The organism is Lentilactobacillus dabitei (assembly GCF_019061365.1).
GTDB lineage: Bacteria > Bacillota > Bacilli > Lactobacillales > Lactobacillaceae > Lentilactobacillus > Lentilactobacillus dabitei.
The window spans coordinates 21,321-37,709 of the sequence record NZ_JAHPPD010000007.1 but is presented as its reverse complement, the minus strand read 5'-3'; the positions used below and the strand labels follow the sequence as shown (position 1 = coordinate 37,709).

At 43.8% G+C, this 16,389-nt stretch carries 14 protein-coding genes; 6 read left to right on the top strand and 8 right to left on the bottom strand.

Translation table 11 applies throughout. The features are described 5' to 3' along the window. Positions 1–33: 33 nt before the first annotated feature. Complete coding sequence (locus KTE19_RS02035; protein ID WP_217341495.1) at positions 34–423, top strand: hypothetical protein; 390 nt, start codon at positions 34–36, stop codon at positions 421–423. Here KTE19_RS02035 and trxA read toward each other — a convergent pair. From trxA to KTE19_RS02015, 4 genes are all read right to left on the bottom strand, one after another. Then, positions 416–745 (bottom strand): thioredoxin, encoded by a 330-nt coding sequence (trxA, locus tag KTE19_RS02030; RefSeq protein WP_217164845.1) that lies wholly within the window; start codon positions 743–745, stop codon positions 416–418. The genes KTE19_RS02035 and trxA overlap by 8 nt on opposite strands. Further along, positions 723–1,481, bottom strand: a complete 759-nt coding sequence (locus tag KTE19_RS02025; protein ID WP_217341503.1) for a TerC family protein — start codon at positions 1,479–1,481, stop codon at positions 723–725. The genes trxA and KTE19_RS02025 overlap by 23 nt, the downstream gene beginning before the upstream one ends. A gap of 168 nt (positions 1,482–1,649) precedes the next feature. Then, the gene (locus KTE19_RS02020; RefSeq protein ID WP_217341494.1) at positions 1,650–2,267 is read right to left on the bottom strand and encodes a glycoside hydrolase family 73 protein; all 618 of its coding nucleotides are present in this window, start codon (positions 2,265–2,267) and stop codon (positions 1,650–1,652) included. 40 nt (positions 2,268–2,307) lie between these two features. Then, positions 2,308–3,303: a linear amide C-N hydrolase gene (locus tag KTE19_RS02015; protein ID WP_217341493.1), complete on the bottom strand. Its 996-nt coding sequence runs from the start codon at positions 3,301–3,303 to the stop codon at positions 2,308–2,310. A 158-nt stretch (positions 3,304–3,461) separates the two neighbouring features. Between KTE19_RS02015 and KTE19_RS02010 the strand changes: the two genes are divergently transcribed. The 3 genes from KTE19_RS02010 (at position 3,462) to KTE19_RS02000 (ending at position 8,340) form a co-directional block, all read left to right on the top strand. After that, on the top strand, positions 3,462–6,173 hold the full coding sequence (locus KTE19_RS02010; RefSeq protein ID WP_217341492.1) for an MMPL family transporter: 2,712 nt from the start codon (positions 3,462–3,464) through the stop codon (positions 6,171–6,173). 464 nt (positions 6,174–6,637) lie between these two features. Beyond that, positions 6,638–7,105 carry a C40 family peptidase gene (locus KTE19_RS02005; protein ID WP_054747311.1) on the top strand — a complete coding sequence of 156 codons (468 nt, stop codon included), beginning with the start codon at positions 6,638–6,640 and terminating at the stop codon, positions 7,103–7,105. 125 nt (positions 7,106–7,230) lie between these two features. Further along, a complete protein-coding gene (locus KTE19_RS02000) occupies positions 7,231–8,340 on the top strand; it encodes an acyltransferase family protein (protein ID WP_217164835.1) in 1,110 nt (369 codons plus the stop codon). Between the two features lie 33 nt (positions 8,341–8,373). Here the strand turns inward: KTE19_RS02000 and KTE19_RS01995 are convergent, their stop codons facing one another. After that, positions 8,374–8,826, bottom strand: coding sequence for a GNAT family N-acetyltransferase (locus KTE19_RS01995; protein WP_054747309.1), 453 nt, complete (start codon positions 8,824–8,826; stop codon positions 8,374–8,376). A 173-nt stretch (positions 8,827–8,999) separates the two neighbouring features. After that, the gene (locus KTE19_RS01990) at positions 9,000–9,656 is read right to left on the bottom strand and encodes a histidine phosphatase family protein (protein WP_056982248.1); all 657 of its coding nucleotides are present in this window, start codon (positions 9,654–9,656) and stop codon (positions 9,000–9,002) included. A 159-nt stretch (positions 9,657–9,815) separates the two neighbouring features. Here KTE19_RS01990 and KTE19_RS01985 point away from each other — a divergent pair, with 159 nt between their 5' ends. Continuing rightward, positions 9,816–11,960, top strand: coding sequence for an LTA synthase family protein (locus KTE19_RS01985; protein ID WP_217341491.1), 2,145 nt, complete (start codon positions 9,816–9,818; stop codon positions 11,958–11,960). 95 nt (positions 11,961–12,055) lie between these two features. After that, positions 12,056–12,838, top strand: coding sequence for a potassium channel family protein (locus tag KTE19_RS01980; protein ID WP_217164831.1), 783 nt, complete (start codon positions 12,056–12,058; stop codon positions 12,836–12,838). A 153-nt stretch (positions 12,839–12,991) separates the two neighbouring features. On the opposite strand, the gene KTE19_RS01975 is transcribed toward KTE19_RS01980, so the two are convergent. Both KTE19_RS01975 and KTE19_RS01970 read right to left on the bottom strand, forming a co-directional pair. Beyond that, on the bottom strand, positions 12,992–15,259 hold the full coding sequence (locus KTE19_RS01975; RefSeq protein ID WP_217341490.1) for an ATP-binding cassette domain-containing protein: 2,268 nt from the start codon (positions 15,257–15,259) through the stop codon (positions 12,992–12,994). A gap of 116 nt (positions 15,260–15,375) precedes the next feature. After that, positions 15,376–16,386 (bottom strand): NAD(P)/FAD-dependent oxidoreductase, encoded by a 1,011-nt coding sequence (locus KTE19_RS01970; protein WP_217341489.1) that lies wholly within the window; start codon positions 16,384–16,386, stop codon positions 15,376–15,378. Positions 16,387–16,389 lie beyond the last annotated feature (3 nt).

The window sequence follows — 16,389 nt, the reverse complement described above, 5'->3', positions numbered from 1 at the left end:
TGTTCCAAATTCCAATTAGAAAGTTGGCAAATCATGTCCACTAAAGTCAAATTAATGCTTATTAGCATTCTAACATATTGTATCTTTGTATTCTTGGCAATCTTTATCGGGTTCTTATCGCCAGCCAAAATTGGCATCACGTGGACCGTCTTTTGGTATGTTGCAGCGGCAGGCATTGTATACTATCTCTGGTTCAAAAATTTGGTGTTCCAAAAAGTGATCTATTACGCCCGCCAGTTGAAGTTAACCCAAACCGATTTGGCAAAAATGCTGCCGAACTTAAAGGAAAGCCAAGTCGTCCCGGATCCCAATAAAGCCAACCTCATTGCCCCATTGTTCAACTTCCCACTGCAGGGGCTCGACATTTTAAATACCAAATTATCCAAACAGGCCGCAGAGCAAGGCATCAAGCCCTTTAAATAGCGTCAACTTCTTGGAGCTTCTTGTCAAAATATTTGGCAAGCTTTTCTTTCGGGTAAACCCCCGTGACCTTTTCGGCGGCCTTGCCATTTTTAAAGACGACCAGGCTGGGAACACTCAGCACATGATACTTTTCGGCGATGACTTGATTGCCATCTACGTTCATTTTTGCAAACTTAATTCTGTCCCCATAGGTTCTTTCAAGGTCAGCCAAGATTGGATCCAGAATTTTACATGGACCGCACCAAGGTGCCCAAAAATCGATGACGGTGAGCTTGTTGGCAACTTGGGTTTCTAAATTTTCAGGAGTTATCTGAACGCTCATGTTGGTTTTGCCGTCCTTTCCGTACATAGTGAATAATAAGGGTAATGATGACCGCCCCAATGACGATCAGGCCAAATACAGATGCTGGAATTTCGATATCAATCAATGGAATTGAGAGGAATAATTTCAAGGCAATAATCCCGATCAAAATATAGGCCATTGGCTGTAGTTCCGGAATAATTGCCATGAGTTTCATGATGACCTCCGCAACTCCCCGCATTGCCAAAATACCAATCATCCCACCAATCAACACAATAACCGGGTTGGGCGAAATGGCTAATGATGCCAACACAGAATCGATTGAGAACACCACATCCATGAATTCAATCTGGATGACAACTGACCAGAATAGTGACAAACCGGATTTAGATTTGCCGGCCAGCTTGTGGGTCCGGACAACTCGCGTCTTTCGAAAGAATGTGTAGACAAGATAAAAAAGGTACAGGGAGCCAATGACTTTGATTTCCCAAAAATGGATCATATACGTTCCGACCCCGATAATTAGGAAACGAAAGAGGTAAGCCCCCCATAACCCGTAAAATAATGACTTTTCTCGTTGAATTTTTGTTGGAAGCGCTTGCGTCTGCGCAGCAAGGACGATGGCATTATCAACTGATAGCAAACATTCGATTGTGACCAGTGACAAAATGATTAACCAGTCGTTGCCGCTTGTGATCACGGTCGACCAATTATGTGCATCAAAAAACGGGCCGTACAGATTCGAAACCCAATCCAACAATTTAGCATCCCTCCGAAGTATGTGTCTGTGTGGTTACTGGTTCCTTAGCTTTTATTCTACCATTTATAAAATGTGAGTGATATTAATATTCGTTTATTTTCAATCTGACAAATGGGTAATTTCGACTTATATTGTGGTGACTTTATCGATCGCTCTCGCTTAACTTCACTCATTTATCGCCTTCAAATCATATTGATACAACTGATATTTTACAATAATATGATTCAATTTGTTAGCATAATGTGGATCGGTGGCATAGCCATTCTGTTGTAACAGATTCGTTGATGTGCGGTAGCTCATGATATTTTTATGCCTGATGAACTTTTCAGCAACCAAATGATTGTGATCCATCAATGCTGCCCTTAAGCTTGGATACTTTCTGAATTGAGCCAACACTTTGATCGATTTACCATGCTCGACTTCTCTCGTATAGAACGTCACTGATCGGCCATTGTAAGTGCCTTTCACCCCAAATGGGTTGTTAGCCGTCTTATACAGCAGTGACGTTCCAAACTGCGATTCCAGAATCGCCTGTGAAATCACCACGCTGGGTAAAATTTGCAGGTTTCTTCTATACAAGGCCATCGCCGGTGTGCCGATCTGGTCAATGAAGCTTTCCTTTTGCTGCTTGGAAAAATATTGAGTCGACTTTTTTGTCAAAGTTGGGATATTCCGCGTTTGCTGGCTTTGCTGAGATAAGTTGTTTCTAACCACCAATCCGCCCACGATGACCAAGACCGTAGCGAGTATTATTAAACTAACGTGCCAGCTCTTTTTCTGCAACTCAATTTCCCCTGTTCAAATCATCTTTTCCAATTATACATTAAATGTCGACAAATTGAATCCTATCTTTAACGTCAAAAAACTTGAGCTGATTGCTTGCCATTAATTCTGAGGTCAACTGGATTCTGACCGTCAACTGGATTCTGACCACTGATTTGGCATGGTAGGGCTGATAGTAATAATTCAAGCTCTCACAGCATACCGCTGCTCGGTACACCGAATATGTCGGCTGGTGTTCTTGGCTTTTGGGGACGTTAACTGAATCCAAAATATGCCAGCAATTATCAACTGCTTCATTTTCAGTTTGCGGCAAATCAATTCTTTCTTTGAGATAGGCTGCCCGAATGAATCGTGATCCGGGTGAATACGACCCAGGGGGAATCGACTTTCCAGAAACATTGCCAGTGGTCACTCTTGGCGCATTCAATGGAACAGCGTGATTCAAAAATGCCGGCGTAAAATCCAGATATCTTCCCAACCGCTCAATTTGCCGGTCAAAATGATGACTGTTTGTCAAAATTCCCAGCGGATTCTCAATGATTTCAATCGGTGAAGTCACCGGTTCGATCACAATACTTCTACCCGTGGAATCACAGGCGGCAAAATGCAATTCAGAGTGACCATATTTTTTTAAACTGTGTTTATCTGCCATCAATTCAATTTCTTCGATGTGATCAACAATGTCTTGGACGGAGCGGTAATTGGCCAATAAATAAAAGGACAACTCAAATGGTGCCAAATGAATTTTGCCTGCTCCAGGTTCGGTGACTAATTCACTTCCGTTGGTAAAGGTCAGCTTTTGAACCGCCAACCCACATTCATTAACGCCATCTGAGACGTCAATTTCCCGATCATGAGCACCACCGGACCCGATCAACGCGTACTTGGTTGTATACTGCTGGTCATCATAAATCGAATTCCAGACAAAATTTCTGGGGCAAAACACCGGTCGGGCGCCCAATCGTGGCCAATCCATCGTCCTTGCCAAAACGTGAGCACCGTCAGTTTGCCCGATTTGAAAAACACTTGTACACAATCGCTTCACCCCTCTCAACTTCATTTGAACCAAAATTCTTTGCGATTATTGCCATTTTCCGGCCCAAATCCACCGGAAACCTGTCGCGTTACCCGTTATAAAATGGTAAACTCTTAGTATATGAGCCTTTTCATACATACATATTAGGGGACGACTTAATGAAAGACACAATGATTAAATTACACAGGAATCGGTTATTCACGCTGTTAGTATGGCTGATTATTGTTTTTATTGCAATTATTTCCGCACCAAACATAACAGATGCCTTGCAATCATACAGTCAGCCGAGCTATGGTGCCAACTCTCAGCCAGCAAAAGCCAACCAGCTTCGCCAGCAATGGGGTTATCAACTTGGGGGAACCACCTCGGTTAATATTGTCTATCAGAATTCAACGGGCAAGATTACCAATTCGCAACAAGCCAAAATCGACAAGACAATTAATCAGCTCAAACAGCACAAATCCTATTACAGCATCAAGAAGATTGTCACGCCAAGCACAAACGTTGCCGGCAAAAATCAGATGCTCTCAAAGGACGGCTCCACTCAAATGGTTAGTTTGGACCTCAACGCCAATGGCAACACCCTCCGCGTTTTGACGAACGAACTTATCAGCCAAGTCAAAGTTCACGGGCTAAAGTCTTACGTTACCAGCCCTGAAATTATCCGTGATGTTAACAATCAAAAGAACTCTCAAGTCACTCAATTAGTTTTGATTGCGTTATTTATCGTATCAATGCTGATCGTTGGCATCTATTTCAGGTCGGTCTTTGCACCACTGATTTCATTTATCACCCTGTTCTCGGCGTTTGTGACTTCGTATAGTGTGTCACTGCACCTGTCGAAGCTATTTAATTTGCCATATTCACAATACGTGCCACTGGAAATTGGCATCGCAACTTTAACAATCGGCACGATTTGGAATATTTACATTTATCGTAAATTCCGCAGTGTCCTAGCGCTCCAGCGAGAAGGTGGTTATGCCACTACCCAGACAATTGCTGCGCTCAGATTCCCAATTACGGTGGTCGGTGGGGCCCTCGCCATCATCTTCTTTGCCTGTGACTTCGTTAACTACGACCAAATCCAATCGCTATGGGCCCTTGGAATTACTTACCTAGTTTTGATTCTGGCAACTATCACGTTGAACGCCGTTTTTACCGCTGCACTGGGCGAGAGTCTATTTTGGCCATCAAATGCGCCACTCACTGCCATGAAATCTCATTTTTGGTCCCGCGCAACCGAATTCTCACTCTGGCAGCCGATTGCCAGTTTCCTGGTGGTCCTTTACATTACCTTGCCATTCATTTATTTCTATCACAACAGCTTAAACTTCTCTCCAATGACCAACCTGACCCAAACCAATCAGGCCGTAAAGGGTGCTCAACTCCTCCAAGCTCATTTCTCGGCGGGCAAAGCAACCCCAATTACGATTTATTTGAAGAATGATCAGCCGTTGGATAACGAAAAATATCTCCAGCACATTGACGCGTTAACCAGCAAATTACAACACACGCAAGGCGTTAGTGCCATTTATTCATTGACTCAACCAGGGGGCATGCCAATTGAGAAGTACTACGTCTCAAGTCAGCTCCAGTCAATTGGCCTCAATGCAAAACAGGCTACTGGTCAATTATCACAAGCTTCAAGTGGCATCCAAAATAGCAATAGCAGCCTTAACTTATCAGCCCTGAAGCAACAAGTAAAAGACATGTCCAAGCTAGTGAAGAAGAGTAATCAAGTCATCCGCGATAGCAGTAACCTCGCTTCTCAAGTGAGTCAGGCAGCTGCAAATTCCAGGGTTGCCGGTCGCCAAAGCGCCTCACGTCGAGTTCGGGCTTACCAAACAAAAATTAATGAGTTAAATCAATCGCTCCAAGCCGTTTCGTCAGGACTCAGTCAATTGAGTGCTGAAGGTCAGGTTATTCAAAACTATGGTCAAAACAGCTACAACAATCTACAGAATTACAGTCAACAGATTGATCAAGTCCAAAAGCAGTTAAAGAAGGTCAGTGGTCAGGTCCATTCGTCGACTTCTCAGCTGAATGACATTTACGATTACTTAAATGGCCTGCAACAATCTGGAGCTGCTAATGTTTACTATATTACCAAAGCTCAATTAACGGATACTGATTTCTTGCAAACCATGTTGAACTACACCAGTGCGAACAAAAAGATTACCACGCTCCAAGTGGTCATGAAAAATGCGCCATCGAGTGAGTCCAACATTAAACAAGTGCAGCGATTACAAAATCAGGTCAACCTGCAGCTTCGGGGAACTCCATTAGCCCATGATCAAGTTGCCATGACTGGTGAACCGGTGTCTCAAGCAATTAACCAATCTAAGTTGAGTCATCATTTCATGTCATTATTGGCAATCGTCATTATAGGGGTGATGGCGGCGGTCTTTATCGTTAGCCGTGCGATTCTTCAACCATTCTACTGGACCATCGCCTTCTTGATGTCGGCAGCCACTGGTTTTCAGCTTGCCTATATCACGATGCGATTTGTTACCAACGTCGATCAATTCGATTGGCAAGTGCCATTAATATCCGTCTCGATTCTGACAGCGATTGCGGCCTGGCAAATCATTGCCTTGGGATTGTCATTTAGATACACGGAGTTGTCGATGCTTGACTGGATTCGCCCGACCATGGCTAGTTACGGCAAGATTGTCAGATACATCATATTAGTTGCCGTTGGCTTGTCAATTGCGTTGACCTTTGGCGCCTCGTTTGCTCTGATCGAAATTGCCTTGATTGTCATTTACACGGTCTGCGTTTATTACCTTGTCTTACCATTGATCGTTTCATCCCTTGGTAAATTATCGGTCACCCTACCAAGTAAGAAGAATATGTTGAAAAATAAATAATCATAGTTACCCTTCTCAAGGAAGCTGAAAGCAAAATTGATCGTTTGCCTCGGCTTCTTTTTTGCTGTTCTTAAGTTACAGAACTATGTAGATTTGAATCAGTCTGTCGTTCTGATTAAGGCGAGTCATCATTGCCAACCCGTTGAAATCTTGACTTGATTGATCCCAACAATTGGGCAGCTGCCGGTTATTGATTTGCTCACTGACCAACAAAATGGGTTATTTTACATTAATCCACCCGAAAACCAGTCAAAGTTGTGGCGACCAGTCGGCTAGTTTGTCATATTAATTGAAACTGATTATTCCCGTCATTATAACGTTTAAGAGCGTTCAATTTGCAATATCACAATGAATGTTTCATTCCTTAAGTTTCTTTTAACTGCATTGCAAATTGTTTGTTACACGATTGCAACAATCTCTTGTTAAAGTATTCACTGTACATTGATAGGAGTTGTTGAAGAAAAATGAAATTACATAAACAAATTATTTTAAGTTTAGTTGCATTCTTTGCACTATTAACAGCAGGATTTGGCACTGCATCAGCATCAAAAGCTGATACAGATGCTTCTTACTCACAACTTTACCAAGTTGCAAAGCAAAACCTTGGTAAGCCATATTCGTACGGTGCTACTGGTCCTTCATCATTTGATTGCTCAGGATTCACCAGCTATGTTTACAAGAAGGGCGCTAATGTTACCCTTCCTCGTACCGCTCAAGCACAATATAATGCCGGCCAGAAAGTTTCATACAAGAACCTTCAAAAAGGTGATTTGGTATTCTTTGGCTGGAACGCATCAGCAATTTCTCACGTTGGTTTGTACGTCGGTAATGGTAAAATGATCGATGCTCAAAACCGCGGTGTGATTACTGAAGCCGTTAAAGCACCATGGTGGAACTACGTTGGATCAGCTCACGTAACTGATTTCGATTAACCTTCACTCGTTACATCCAACAATTCAATAACTATCAATCACATAAAATTTCAAAGAACTGGGAACGATTTCCAGTTCTTTTTTCTTTGACTAAAATCATAGCCTTTACAGTAAGGACCGGTCCTATGCCAGAATCACAATCCAATTCAAATATGACAGACGTTGGTGATTACCTCAAGCTCTTCGCCTGCATGGCTGTCATGCTCCAAACCATTCTTGTATTTGCCTTGACCACCCATCCAAGTAACCAAGTCCAGATCGGCATTGGGGTCGCGTACAATCTGGTTAAATTCACTGCACCAGCATTTATCTTCGGAATTTTGTACACCACCATTCGGACAAGTTCGGCCAGCCCGGACTATCGCACTTACTTGAATACCCAGTGGCATGCGTTATTGATCCCGACCATTTGGTGGACAAGCATCTATCTATTGATGATGCCTGGGGTGCAGCAAGTCGACCACTATCAAACTCTCGGTCAATTTATCTGGCAGTTCATTAATGGCAATGCGGCTCCTCACCTCTGGTACAATACGATGATGCTACAGTTCATTGTGCTGATGCCATTATTTTTGCAGCTGGTGAAGTGGTGCCAAGCGAATCCATATGGAGGCCTCATCGCCCTGTCAGTGACCGCCCTTGTTTATTTTGGGTGGTTATGGCTGTACGATCGGCTCGTCTTTCATGGTCCCTATATGACTCACTGGTACTTGCTGGATCGGTTCTTTCTAAGCTTTATCATTTATGGTATCGGTGGCACCCTCACGTGGCACTATCACCATCTAGTTGCCCAATTTTTGCAGCACTACTGGTTATTGTTGTTAGGAGTTGCTTGTGGCAGCTTCTACTGGATCAACCTCGAACTGTTTCACTTTGGCCTACCTGTAAAATTAACCAACGCTATTTATTACAAACCTTCAATGACTATTTATGATTTGACGATTATTTTGTTAATTTTGGCAATCGCCTTTCACCAAATTAGGCAACGGCTGGCAATCACTCGAGTCGTTCACTATCTGGCAGGTTTTGCCTATAAAGCATTTCTCTCTAATGTTTTTTGGCAGCAAATTTATTGGCTCAGCTTTGGCAAAACGTTGGTCACTAGAAATCCAATTGTCGGAATGATTGTGATTTACATCGGCACTTGGATACTGTCATTTGGTTCGGCGATTGGCATTCATTTTGGGTGGCAGCGGCTCCTCACTTGGATTAAAAAGATTGGTATTCCACTCTAAAAACAAAAAAACACACTCGATTTCTCAAGTGTGTCAACTGATATGAAGATTTGAATGATGGCGGTCAAGCTTTTCCATTTGTCGATGCTTAATGCCGACTTCCACAAATGGCTCGCCATATGTGTGAAAACCCAATGTCTGATAGAAACCAACTGCAGTTTCCTGGGCTCCCAGATAGAAACGGGAGACTTGCGCGAATCGCTTATCATTCAAGATGTACTGTAATAATTGTTTGGCATAACCCTTATGCCGGAACTCTTTTTCGGTTGCCACCCGTTGGATATGGACACCCTCATCAGTTACCGTCGTTCGTGCGGTTGCCACCGGTTGACCATCTACATAAGCAACAAAGTGCACCGCCTGCGAATCAGTACCATCGAATTCATCATGTTCATCGATGCCCTGCTCACCTACAAATACATGGTGGCGAATGGTTCGGGCATCGTGATATATGTCATCAAGTTGATCTGTTTCTTTAAATTTCAAAATGTACCTACCTAGTGAATTAGTTTTGCAAATACTTATAAAATATGTGTGGTGAACGGGCTGGGCGGCAATCAAAATCAAGGGTGATTCTGGATGTTAAACTCACATCGTAAAACTGCCACGAGAAAAACGAATGCATTAATGACACAAATTACAGCCTGCTTTCTCGTACATTATTCATTATACGCCGTAACCTTCACGTTATCACCATCAAATGCCAACTTCGTTAAACTTCCATTAGCTGGCCGCTTGGTAATGTCATATTTGCCTTCACCATAACGCTCGACGACACTCAATAAGGTATTGCCGTGGCTGATCAACAAGATATTATCGCCATCTTTGATCGTTGGATTATTTTTGATGAGATCAAATCCCTGATTCAACCGTTGCCAGTATTCATCGTTATTCTCAGCTTGATGGAAGGGGTCTGCCGCCTTCAAATAATCTTTAGCTTGACCGATCGAATATTTCTCCACGATATCTTTAAACGTGGGCAGGCCATGAGGCGCACCCGCTAGATACCAAGATTGATCCATGTCATTTCCTTCAAAATAACCGTAAAACTCCTCCCGAAAAAACATCGACGTCGTTGGCTGCTTGACATCGGAAACCTGATTTTTCTCTAAAATAACCCTCGCAGTCTCCTCGGCTCTAGTGGTATCACTGCAGTATGCAGCCGCAAATTTTGTATTTTTAAGCTTCTCACCGGTATCAACCGCATTTTGCATCCCCTTATCGGTGAGTGGTGAATTACTCCACCCTTGTAACTTATTATAAATATTGAAATAGGTTTGCCCATGACGAACCATATACAACGTAAACTTACTCATCCTGACACTTCCTTTACGCTTGATGCCTCAAGTATAAGAATTTTTTCATACAGTTACAACAAATCATTTTAAGATTTAGGCAAAATCCCGATTATTTCCTTAATTTTGGAAAAATATTTGATAAGATAAAATAAGCAATAATATTAAGGAGCAGAAGGTTTGAAATTCGTTAATAAGATTCTTGAGAAAAGTAGCACCCGTAAAGGATTCCTCATTCTACTAGTCGTTTGTTTCTGGCTCAAGACAATGTTGGCTTATTTCGCTGACTTTAAATTGGGGATCGGCAATCCCTTTCAATTCTTGATCGTCTTGATTAACCCCTTAGCCACAACTGGTTTATTGATTGGGATTGCCCTTTACTTCAAACGGGCTCGGTTCTTTTATCCGATTGCCCTATTAATTTCAATACTCGACACAGTTTTACTTTACTTAAACGTCATTTATTTCCGAGAATTTACCGATTTCATGACCGTCAGCACCATGACCGGCTACTCCAAAGTCAATCAGGGACTCAGTGGCAGTTCATGGGCGCTCACTAACATTCACGATATCTTCTACTGGATTGATATTGTCATCATCGTCTTACTGCTGGTCTTTAAGAAAATCAAGATCGACCAACGGCCACTTAACCGCCGAATTGGGCTTGCAGTGACGTCTTTTTGTATGCTCTTTTTTACGATTAACCTTTCACTGGCAGAAATGGATCGACCGCAGTTGCTCACTCGGACATTTGACCGAACCTACATCGTCAAATACCTGGGATTAGATGCCTTCACGGTTTATGATGGCATGAAGTCACAGCACAACAACGACCTGCGCGCAACCGCCACCAAATCCGAACTAGATGACGTCCTCAAATTTACCCGCGCTCACTATGCGAAACCCAATAAAAAATATTATGGAATTGCCAAGGGAAAGAACGTCATTTACATTCATTTGGAAAGTTTCCAGCAATTCTTAATTGGCCAAAAGATCAATGGCAAGGAAGTTACGCCATTTTTAAATAAATTATATCGGAGTCACTCTTCATATGCGTTCAAGAACTTCTTCCATCAAGTTGGTCAAGGAAAAACGTCCGATGCCGAAAATATGCTGGAAACCAGCACTTATGGCCTGCCCCAGGGGTCGCTTTTTGCCCAACTTGGTAGCGACAACACCTTTCAGGCTGCGCCGGCAATTCTGAAGCAACGGCGTGATTACACGAGTGCTGTTTTCCACGGGAACATTGCCAGTTTTTGGAATCGAAACAACGTTTATAAGAACATGGGTTACCAATACTTCTTTGATGCCAGTTACTATGATACATCTGGCGACCGCTCGTTGGGATATGGCTTGAAAGATAAGCTGTTATTCAGGGATTCCGTGCAATACTTGCAAAATCTCCAACAGCCTTTCTACGTCAAATATCTCACGGTTACCAATCACTTCCCATTTGACCTTGATAAGGAAGATACCAACTTCAAGACCACCAACACTGGCGATGACGTGGTCGATAACTACTTCTTAACCGCCCACTATCTGGATCAAGCCGTCCACGAATTTTATAATTACCTGCGTAAGAGCGGTTTACTGAAGCATTCCGTCATTGTGCTTTACGGGGACCACTACGGAATTTCTGATTCTGAGAACCAGAACCTCGCCAAAGCAATCCACCGGAATGCAGATGATTGGGACGATTTTGACAACGCTCAACTTCAGCGGGTTCCACTGATCATCAACATCCCTGGCCGAAAAGACGGGTACGTTTCTAACAAGTATGCCGGCGAAATTGACGTTCTGCCAACGCTGATGCATTTACTCGGGGTCAGCACCAAGCGGTACGTTCAATTTGGCACCGACATTTTCTCAAAGCAGCATGATCAAGTCGTGGCATTCAGAAATCAGGACTGGGTCAGCCCCACCTTCACTTCAATTGGCGGCGATATCTACTCAAACAAGACGGGCCAATTGCTGAAGCTGACCAAGCAACAGGCAGCGCAAGTGAAGAAAAACAAGAAACGAGTCCAAACCGAGTTATCTCTTTCCGATTCGCTCAACGAGAAGAACCTGCTGCGCTTCTACCATCCAAAGGGCTTCGAAAGTATCGATCCCCGGAAATATAATTACGCTGATGGCTATCAAAAAGAGAAGAAGATTGAAGAGAAGCGTGGCAAGAAATCGACGAGCTTGTATTCTGAAAATGGTGACAAGTCAACGATTCATGAATACTTTACCGATGCGCCTGAGATTCACCATAAATCAAGCGATACCAACCGGATTAAGATTACCAATCCGGATGCAACGAACAACGACAGCAGCCGTTAGTAAGTCCACCAAAGTTTAAGGGAGCAAAAAGCATCTAGCTGGCTGATCGCGGATTAAGTGCGGGGAATTGTTCACTTTTAGGGGGAGTTGACAATATGAAACGCGGCATTCAAAAACTGGATATTCTGCTCTATAATGTGCTGGTTGCGGCTTTGGCATTGGTATCCTTTGCAATGGCCATCTTCGCCCTTAACGACACGATTACGCTGCATCACGGGCCATATCGAATCGCCTTCATGCTGATTTGGCTGTTCTTCCTAATGGATTATGTCATCCGGTTTTTCCGAGCCAAATCCAAAAAAGACTTTTTAATTTCAAATTTGTTCGACTTAATTGCGTTAATCCCGTCGCATCCGATCTTCGTATTTTTCCGGATTGCGCGTCTCTATTCAATCGTGAGGTATTACAACCTGCTTTGGAAATTTGGCCTTTCTGGGAAGTTTACTCGGGCTCTGCATCGTTTTTTGTACGACACTGGCTTCATCTACCTATTGTCAATCAGTTTGGTTATCCTCATCTTTAGCTCGCTGATTTTTGCTTCGTTTGAGCACGATTCGCTCCAAAATTCACTTTGGTGGGCAATTACTACAGCGACGACCGTTGGTTACGGTGACGTGACCCCTAAGACCGACGGTGGCAAGATTGTCGCTGCTGTCCTCATGCTTGGTGGGATTGGCTTTCTTGGTTTATTAACCTCAACGATTACCGATTTCTTCACGAACGAGGACAAGCAGGATGAACAAACGCAGACTCTAAAGCAGCTCTCCCGGCAGGTTGCCCGCCTTTCCAAGCAAGTGGATCAGCTGGAGAAACACTTAAAGGCTGAGAAAGCGGGTCAGCCAGAACACCACGCCACTAAAAAGCATAAACAAAAATAGTGAGATCAACGATTTGATCCTACAACATAAGCGAAAACGGCAATGCATTCCCAGAAACAGAATGCATTGCCGTTTTCGCTTATGTGGCCCGGGTCAGTCGTTTGACGCAAGTTTTTATCAATTACTAATGTCTCAACATCTGATTGATTTATCTTAATTTAACTGACGCTGCTGATTGTAGGCCTTCAGTGCTTGACCAGTTCGTGATGCTGCTTCAGCCTGTGCTTTCTCAGGAATTCCGGCATATAAAATCTCACCACCATAAATTCCGGCATTTGGGCCGACGTCAATCAACCAGTCTGCCTTGCTGATAACCTCCAAGTTGTGTTCAACAATAATGAGCGTATTTCCGGCCGCCACCAGTTCGTCAAACAGTTTGATCAACTTGGCAACATCCTTCATGTGCAAGCCGGCAGTTGGCTCATCCAATAAATAAATCGTGCCGGTTTTGTTCAGTTGAACCGCTAACTTAAGTCGTTGCAGCTCACCACCAGACAGTGTCGTCAATGGCTGGCCCAACGTCAGATAGTCCAAACCAACTTTTTGCATGTTCACTAACTTATGATCGATTTCTTTAGTATCCTTAAAGAACGCAATTGCCATTTCAATCGGCAGGTTGAGGACTTCGCTGATATTCTTACCATGATACAAATGGCTTAAGGCTTCGTCATTGTAACGTTTTCCATGGCACATTTCACATTCCTGAGCCACTGGATCCATGAACGCCATATTGGTAATTGTCACGCCCTTGCCCTTACAGCGCGGACAGGCACCTTTACCGTTGTAACTAAATAAACTGGTCGACGCGCCACTTGCCTTAGCAAATTCTTTGCGGATATCATCCAAAATGTCCAAATAAGTCACTGGCGTTGATCGAATATTGGTGCCAATCGCCCCTTGAGCCAAATCAATAAAGGGTTCCTTTAACTTTGGTCTTAACGCGTCAACTAACGAACTCTTACCAGAACCAGCCACACCGGAAATAACTGTTTCAACGCCAAGTGGAATCGCCACGCTGACATCTTTTAAATTATGCGTCTGGACGTGCTTCAATGAAATCTTTTCGTCAAATTGGCGGGGTGTCCGATAAGTGAGTGGTCGTTTGAGGTAGTCACCCGTCATCGTATTTGAATTAAGCAATTCCTCGTAAGTTCCGGTGAAAGTGACTTGACCGCCACCCTTACCGGCTTTGGGACCAATTTCAACCACGTAATCGGCAATCGGAATCAGTTCGGGATTATGTTCGACAACTAGAATGGTGTTGCCCTTGTCCTTTAAATTAATCAAAGCATTTTTAATGAGTTGAATATCATGTGGATGCAGGCCAACACTGGGTTCATCAAGAATATAAACCATGTCGACCAAGTCACTGGTCAGGAATTTGGCGATTTTAATCCGTTGCGTTTCTCCGCCTGACAGCGTTTCGGTACTTCGATCCAGTGTCAGGTAACCCAAGCCAATATCGATCAGCGATTGGATTTTCGTGCCGACTTCACGGATCACGTCAGTTACTAACGGCACATCAATGTCATGCAGAAATTTCAGTGCATGAACAAGATCCATCGATAAGACGTCGGCAATACTGAGACCGTTAATCTTACATGTCAATACTTCTGGCCGCAATCTGGTTCCATGACAATCAGGACAAGGACGCCGGGTCACAATTTTGGCCAGTGCCTCCTTATGATGCTGCGCTTCTTTCTTGCCAATAATTGACCGCCGAATTCGGGGGATCACCCCTTCATACAAGGCTGTCCGGGGCCATTTAGCAGGAGCACCCTTTAATTGCTGCTGGGGGGCATTCATTAGCATATTCATTTCGTGATCGCTATAGTCTTTGATTGGCTTATCATTATCAAACAGGCCGCTATTCACGTACCGGCGCCAACGCCAGGTGTTCGGCCCAAAGCTGACGAAGGTGATCGCGCCTTGATTCAAGGATTTGTTGGGGTCAATGAGTGCCTTGGAATCGATATCGTCGACGTAGCCCAACCCTTGACAAGTTTGACACATCCCTTGGGGTAAATTGAATGAAAATGTATCCGAGTATCCCACAAATGGTTGTCCTGCCCGGGAAAATAATAACCGCAACAGGGAATAAATCCCGGTGTAGGTTGAAAGCGTCGACCGGGCATTCTTCCCAATTCGCTTTTGTTCAATCACAATTGCCACGGGCAAGTGATCGATCCGCTTAACGTGCGGCTGACCATATTTAGGTAGATATTGTTGGGTAAAACTGGGAAAGGTTTCATTCAATTCTCGCCGAGACGCAGCCGCAATCGTGTCAAAAACGAGTGAGGACTTCCCAGATCCAGACAGGCCGGCGAAAACCGTAATTTTATACTTTGGAATTGTTAAATTAATGTGTTTTAAATTATTCTGATGAGCATCATTAACTTCGATGGCACCGCGTTCAAACATGTGGGGTCCTCCTTTTGACTGTTTGCATTATTGTGATTTGACAAGATTGGCCAGGCATGTTCACCTCAGAATGACAGCTCCCAATTCTGTTTGGATCCATTCTATGATTACCTAGATCAATGCCACTTAGCATGTTCACTGATTGAGGTACTATGAACCGGCCCCCGTCTGTCCGGATAAATGTGCTTCATTGCGGCATTGACCGCAATTGGCGCTTCTCCTAGGGCGGTTGCGATCAATGGTTGCTTGCCGTCATACTTTGAGACATCGCCGATCGCATAAATGTTATCCTGATCAGTCAACGCATTGGTTGCCACTTTAACCGTCCCATGATCCGTTTCCGGGTGAACTGTCCAACCATTTAGCGCATCGTCTTGAGCGATGAAGCCATAGTTGACAACCAAGTCATCCACCACGAGGTCTTTCATCTCTTCAGTTTTCATCTTCTTAGTAGAAACTTTCACCCGGCCATCAGCTTGCTGAGTGAGCTTTTGAATCAAATAGGGAGTAACCAGTTCAATTGACGACTGCACCAGTTGGGTTACACTGTGTTCCATTGCCCTGAACTTGTCGCGACGATGCAACAAATAAACCTTCTTGGCAACTGAATTCAGCAGCAAGGCTTCATCAATCGCTGCATCTCCACCTCCGGCAACCAAAACTTCGTGATCGCGGAAATGCGCCAAGTTCTTCACACTATAAAACAAGCTCTTGCCTTCGAATTGTTCGCCGTTATCCACTGCTAATTTACGTGGGTTAAAGGCGCCCACTCCGGTCGCAATGATAATCGCTTTAGTTTTACTCGTCCCTCGATTAGTGGTGATCTGGTAACCTTCATCGATTTTATCGACATCCGTCACCGTTTGATTGAGCTTAATGTCTGTATCAGCCTGTTTAAGCTGTTTCTCCAGTTCCGCGACCAAATTTCTGGCCTTGATGTTTGGATAGCCGCCGACGTCCAAAATTGTCTTCTCAGGGTACAATGCACTCACCTGACCACCCAATTCGGACAAGCTTTCAATAATTTGGGTCTTCGCATCCCTTAACCCAGCATAAAATCCGGCAAACATTCCGGCGGGCCCGCCGCCAATTATTGTAATATCATAAATTGAATCTTTTGTTGCCATGAG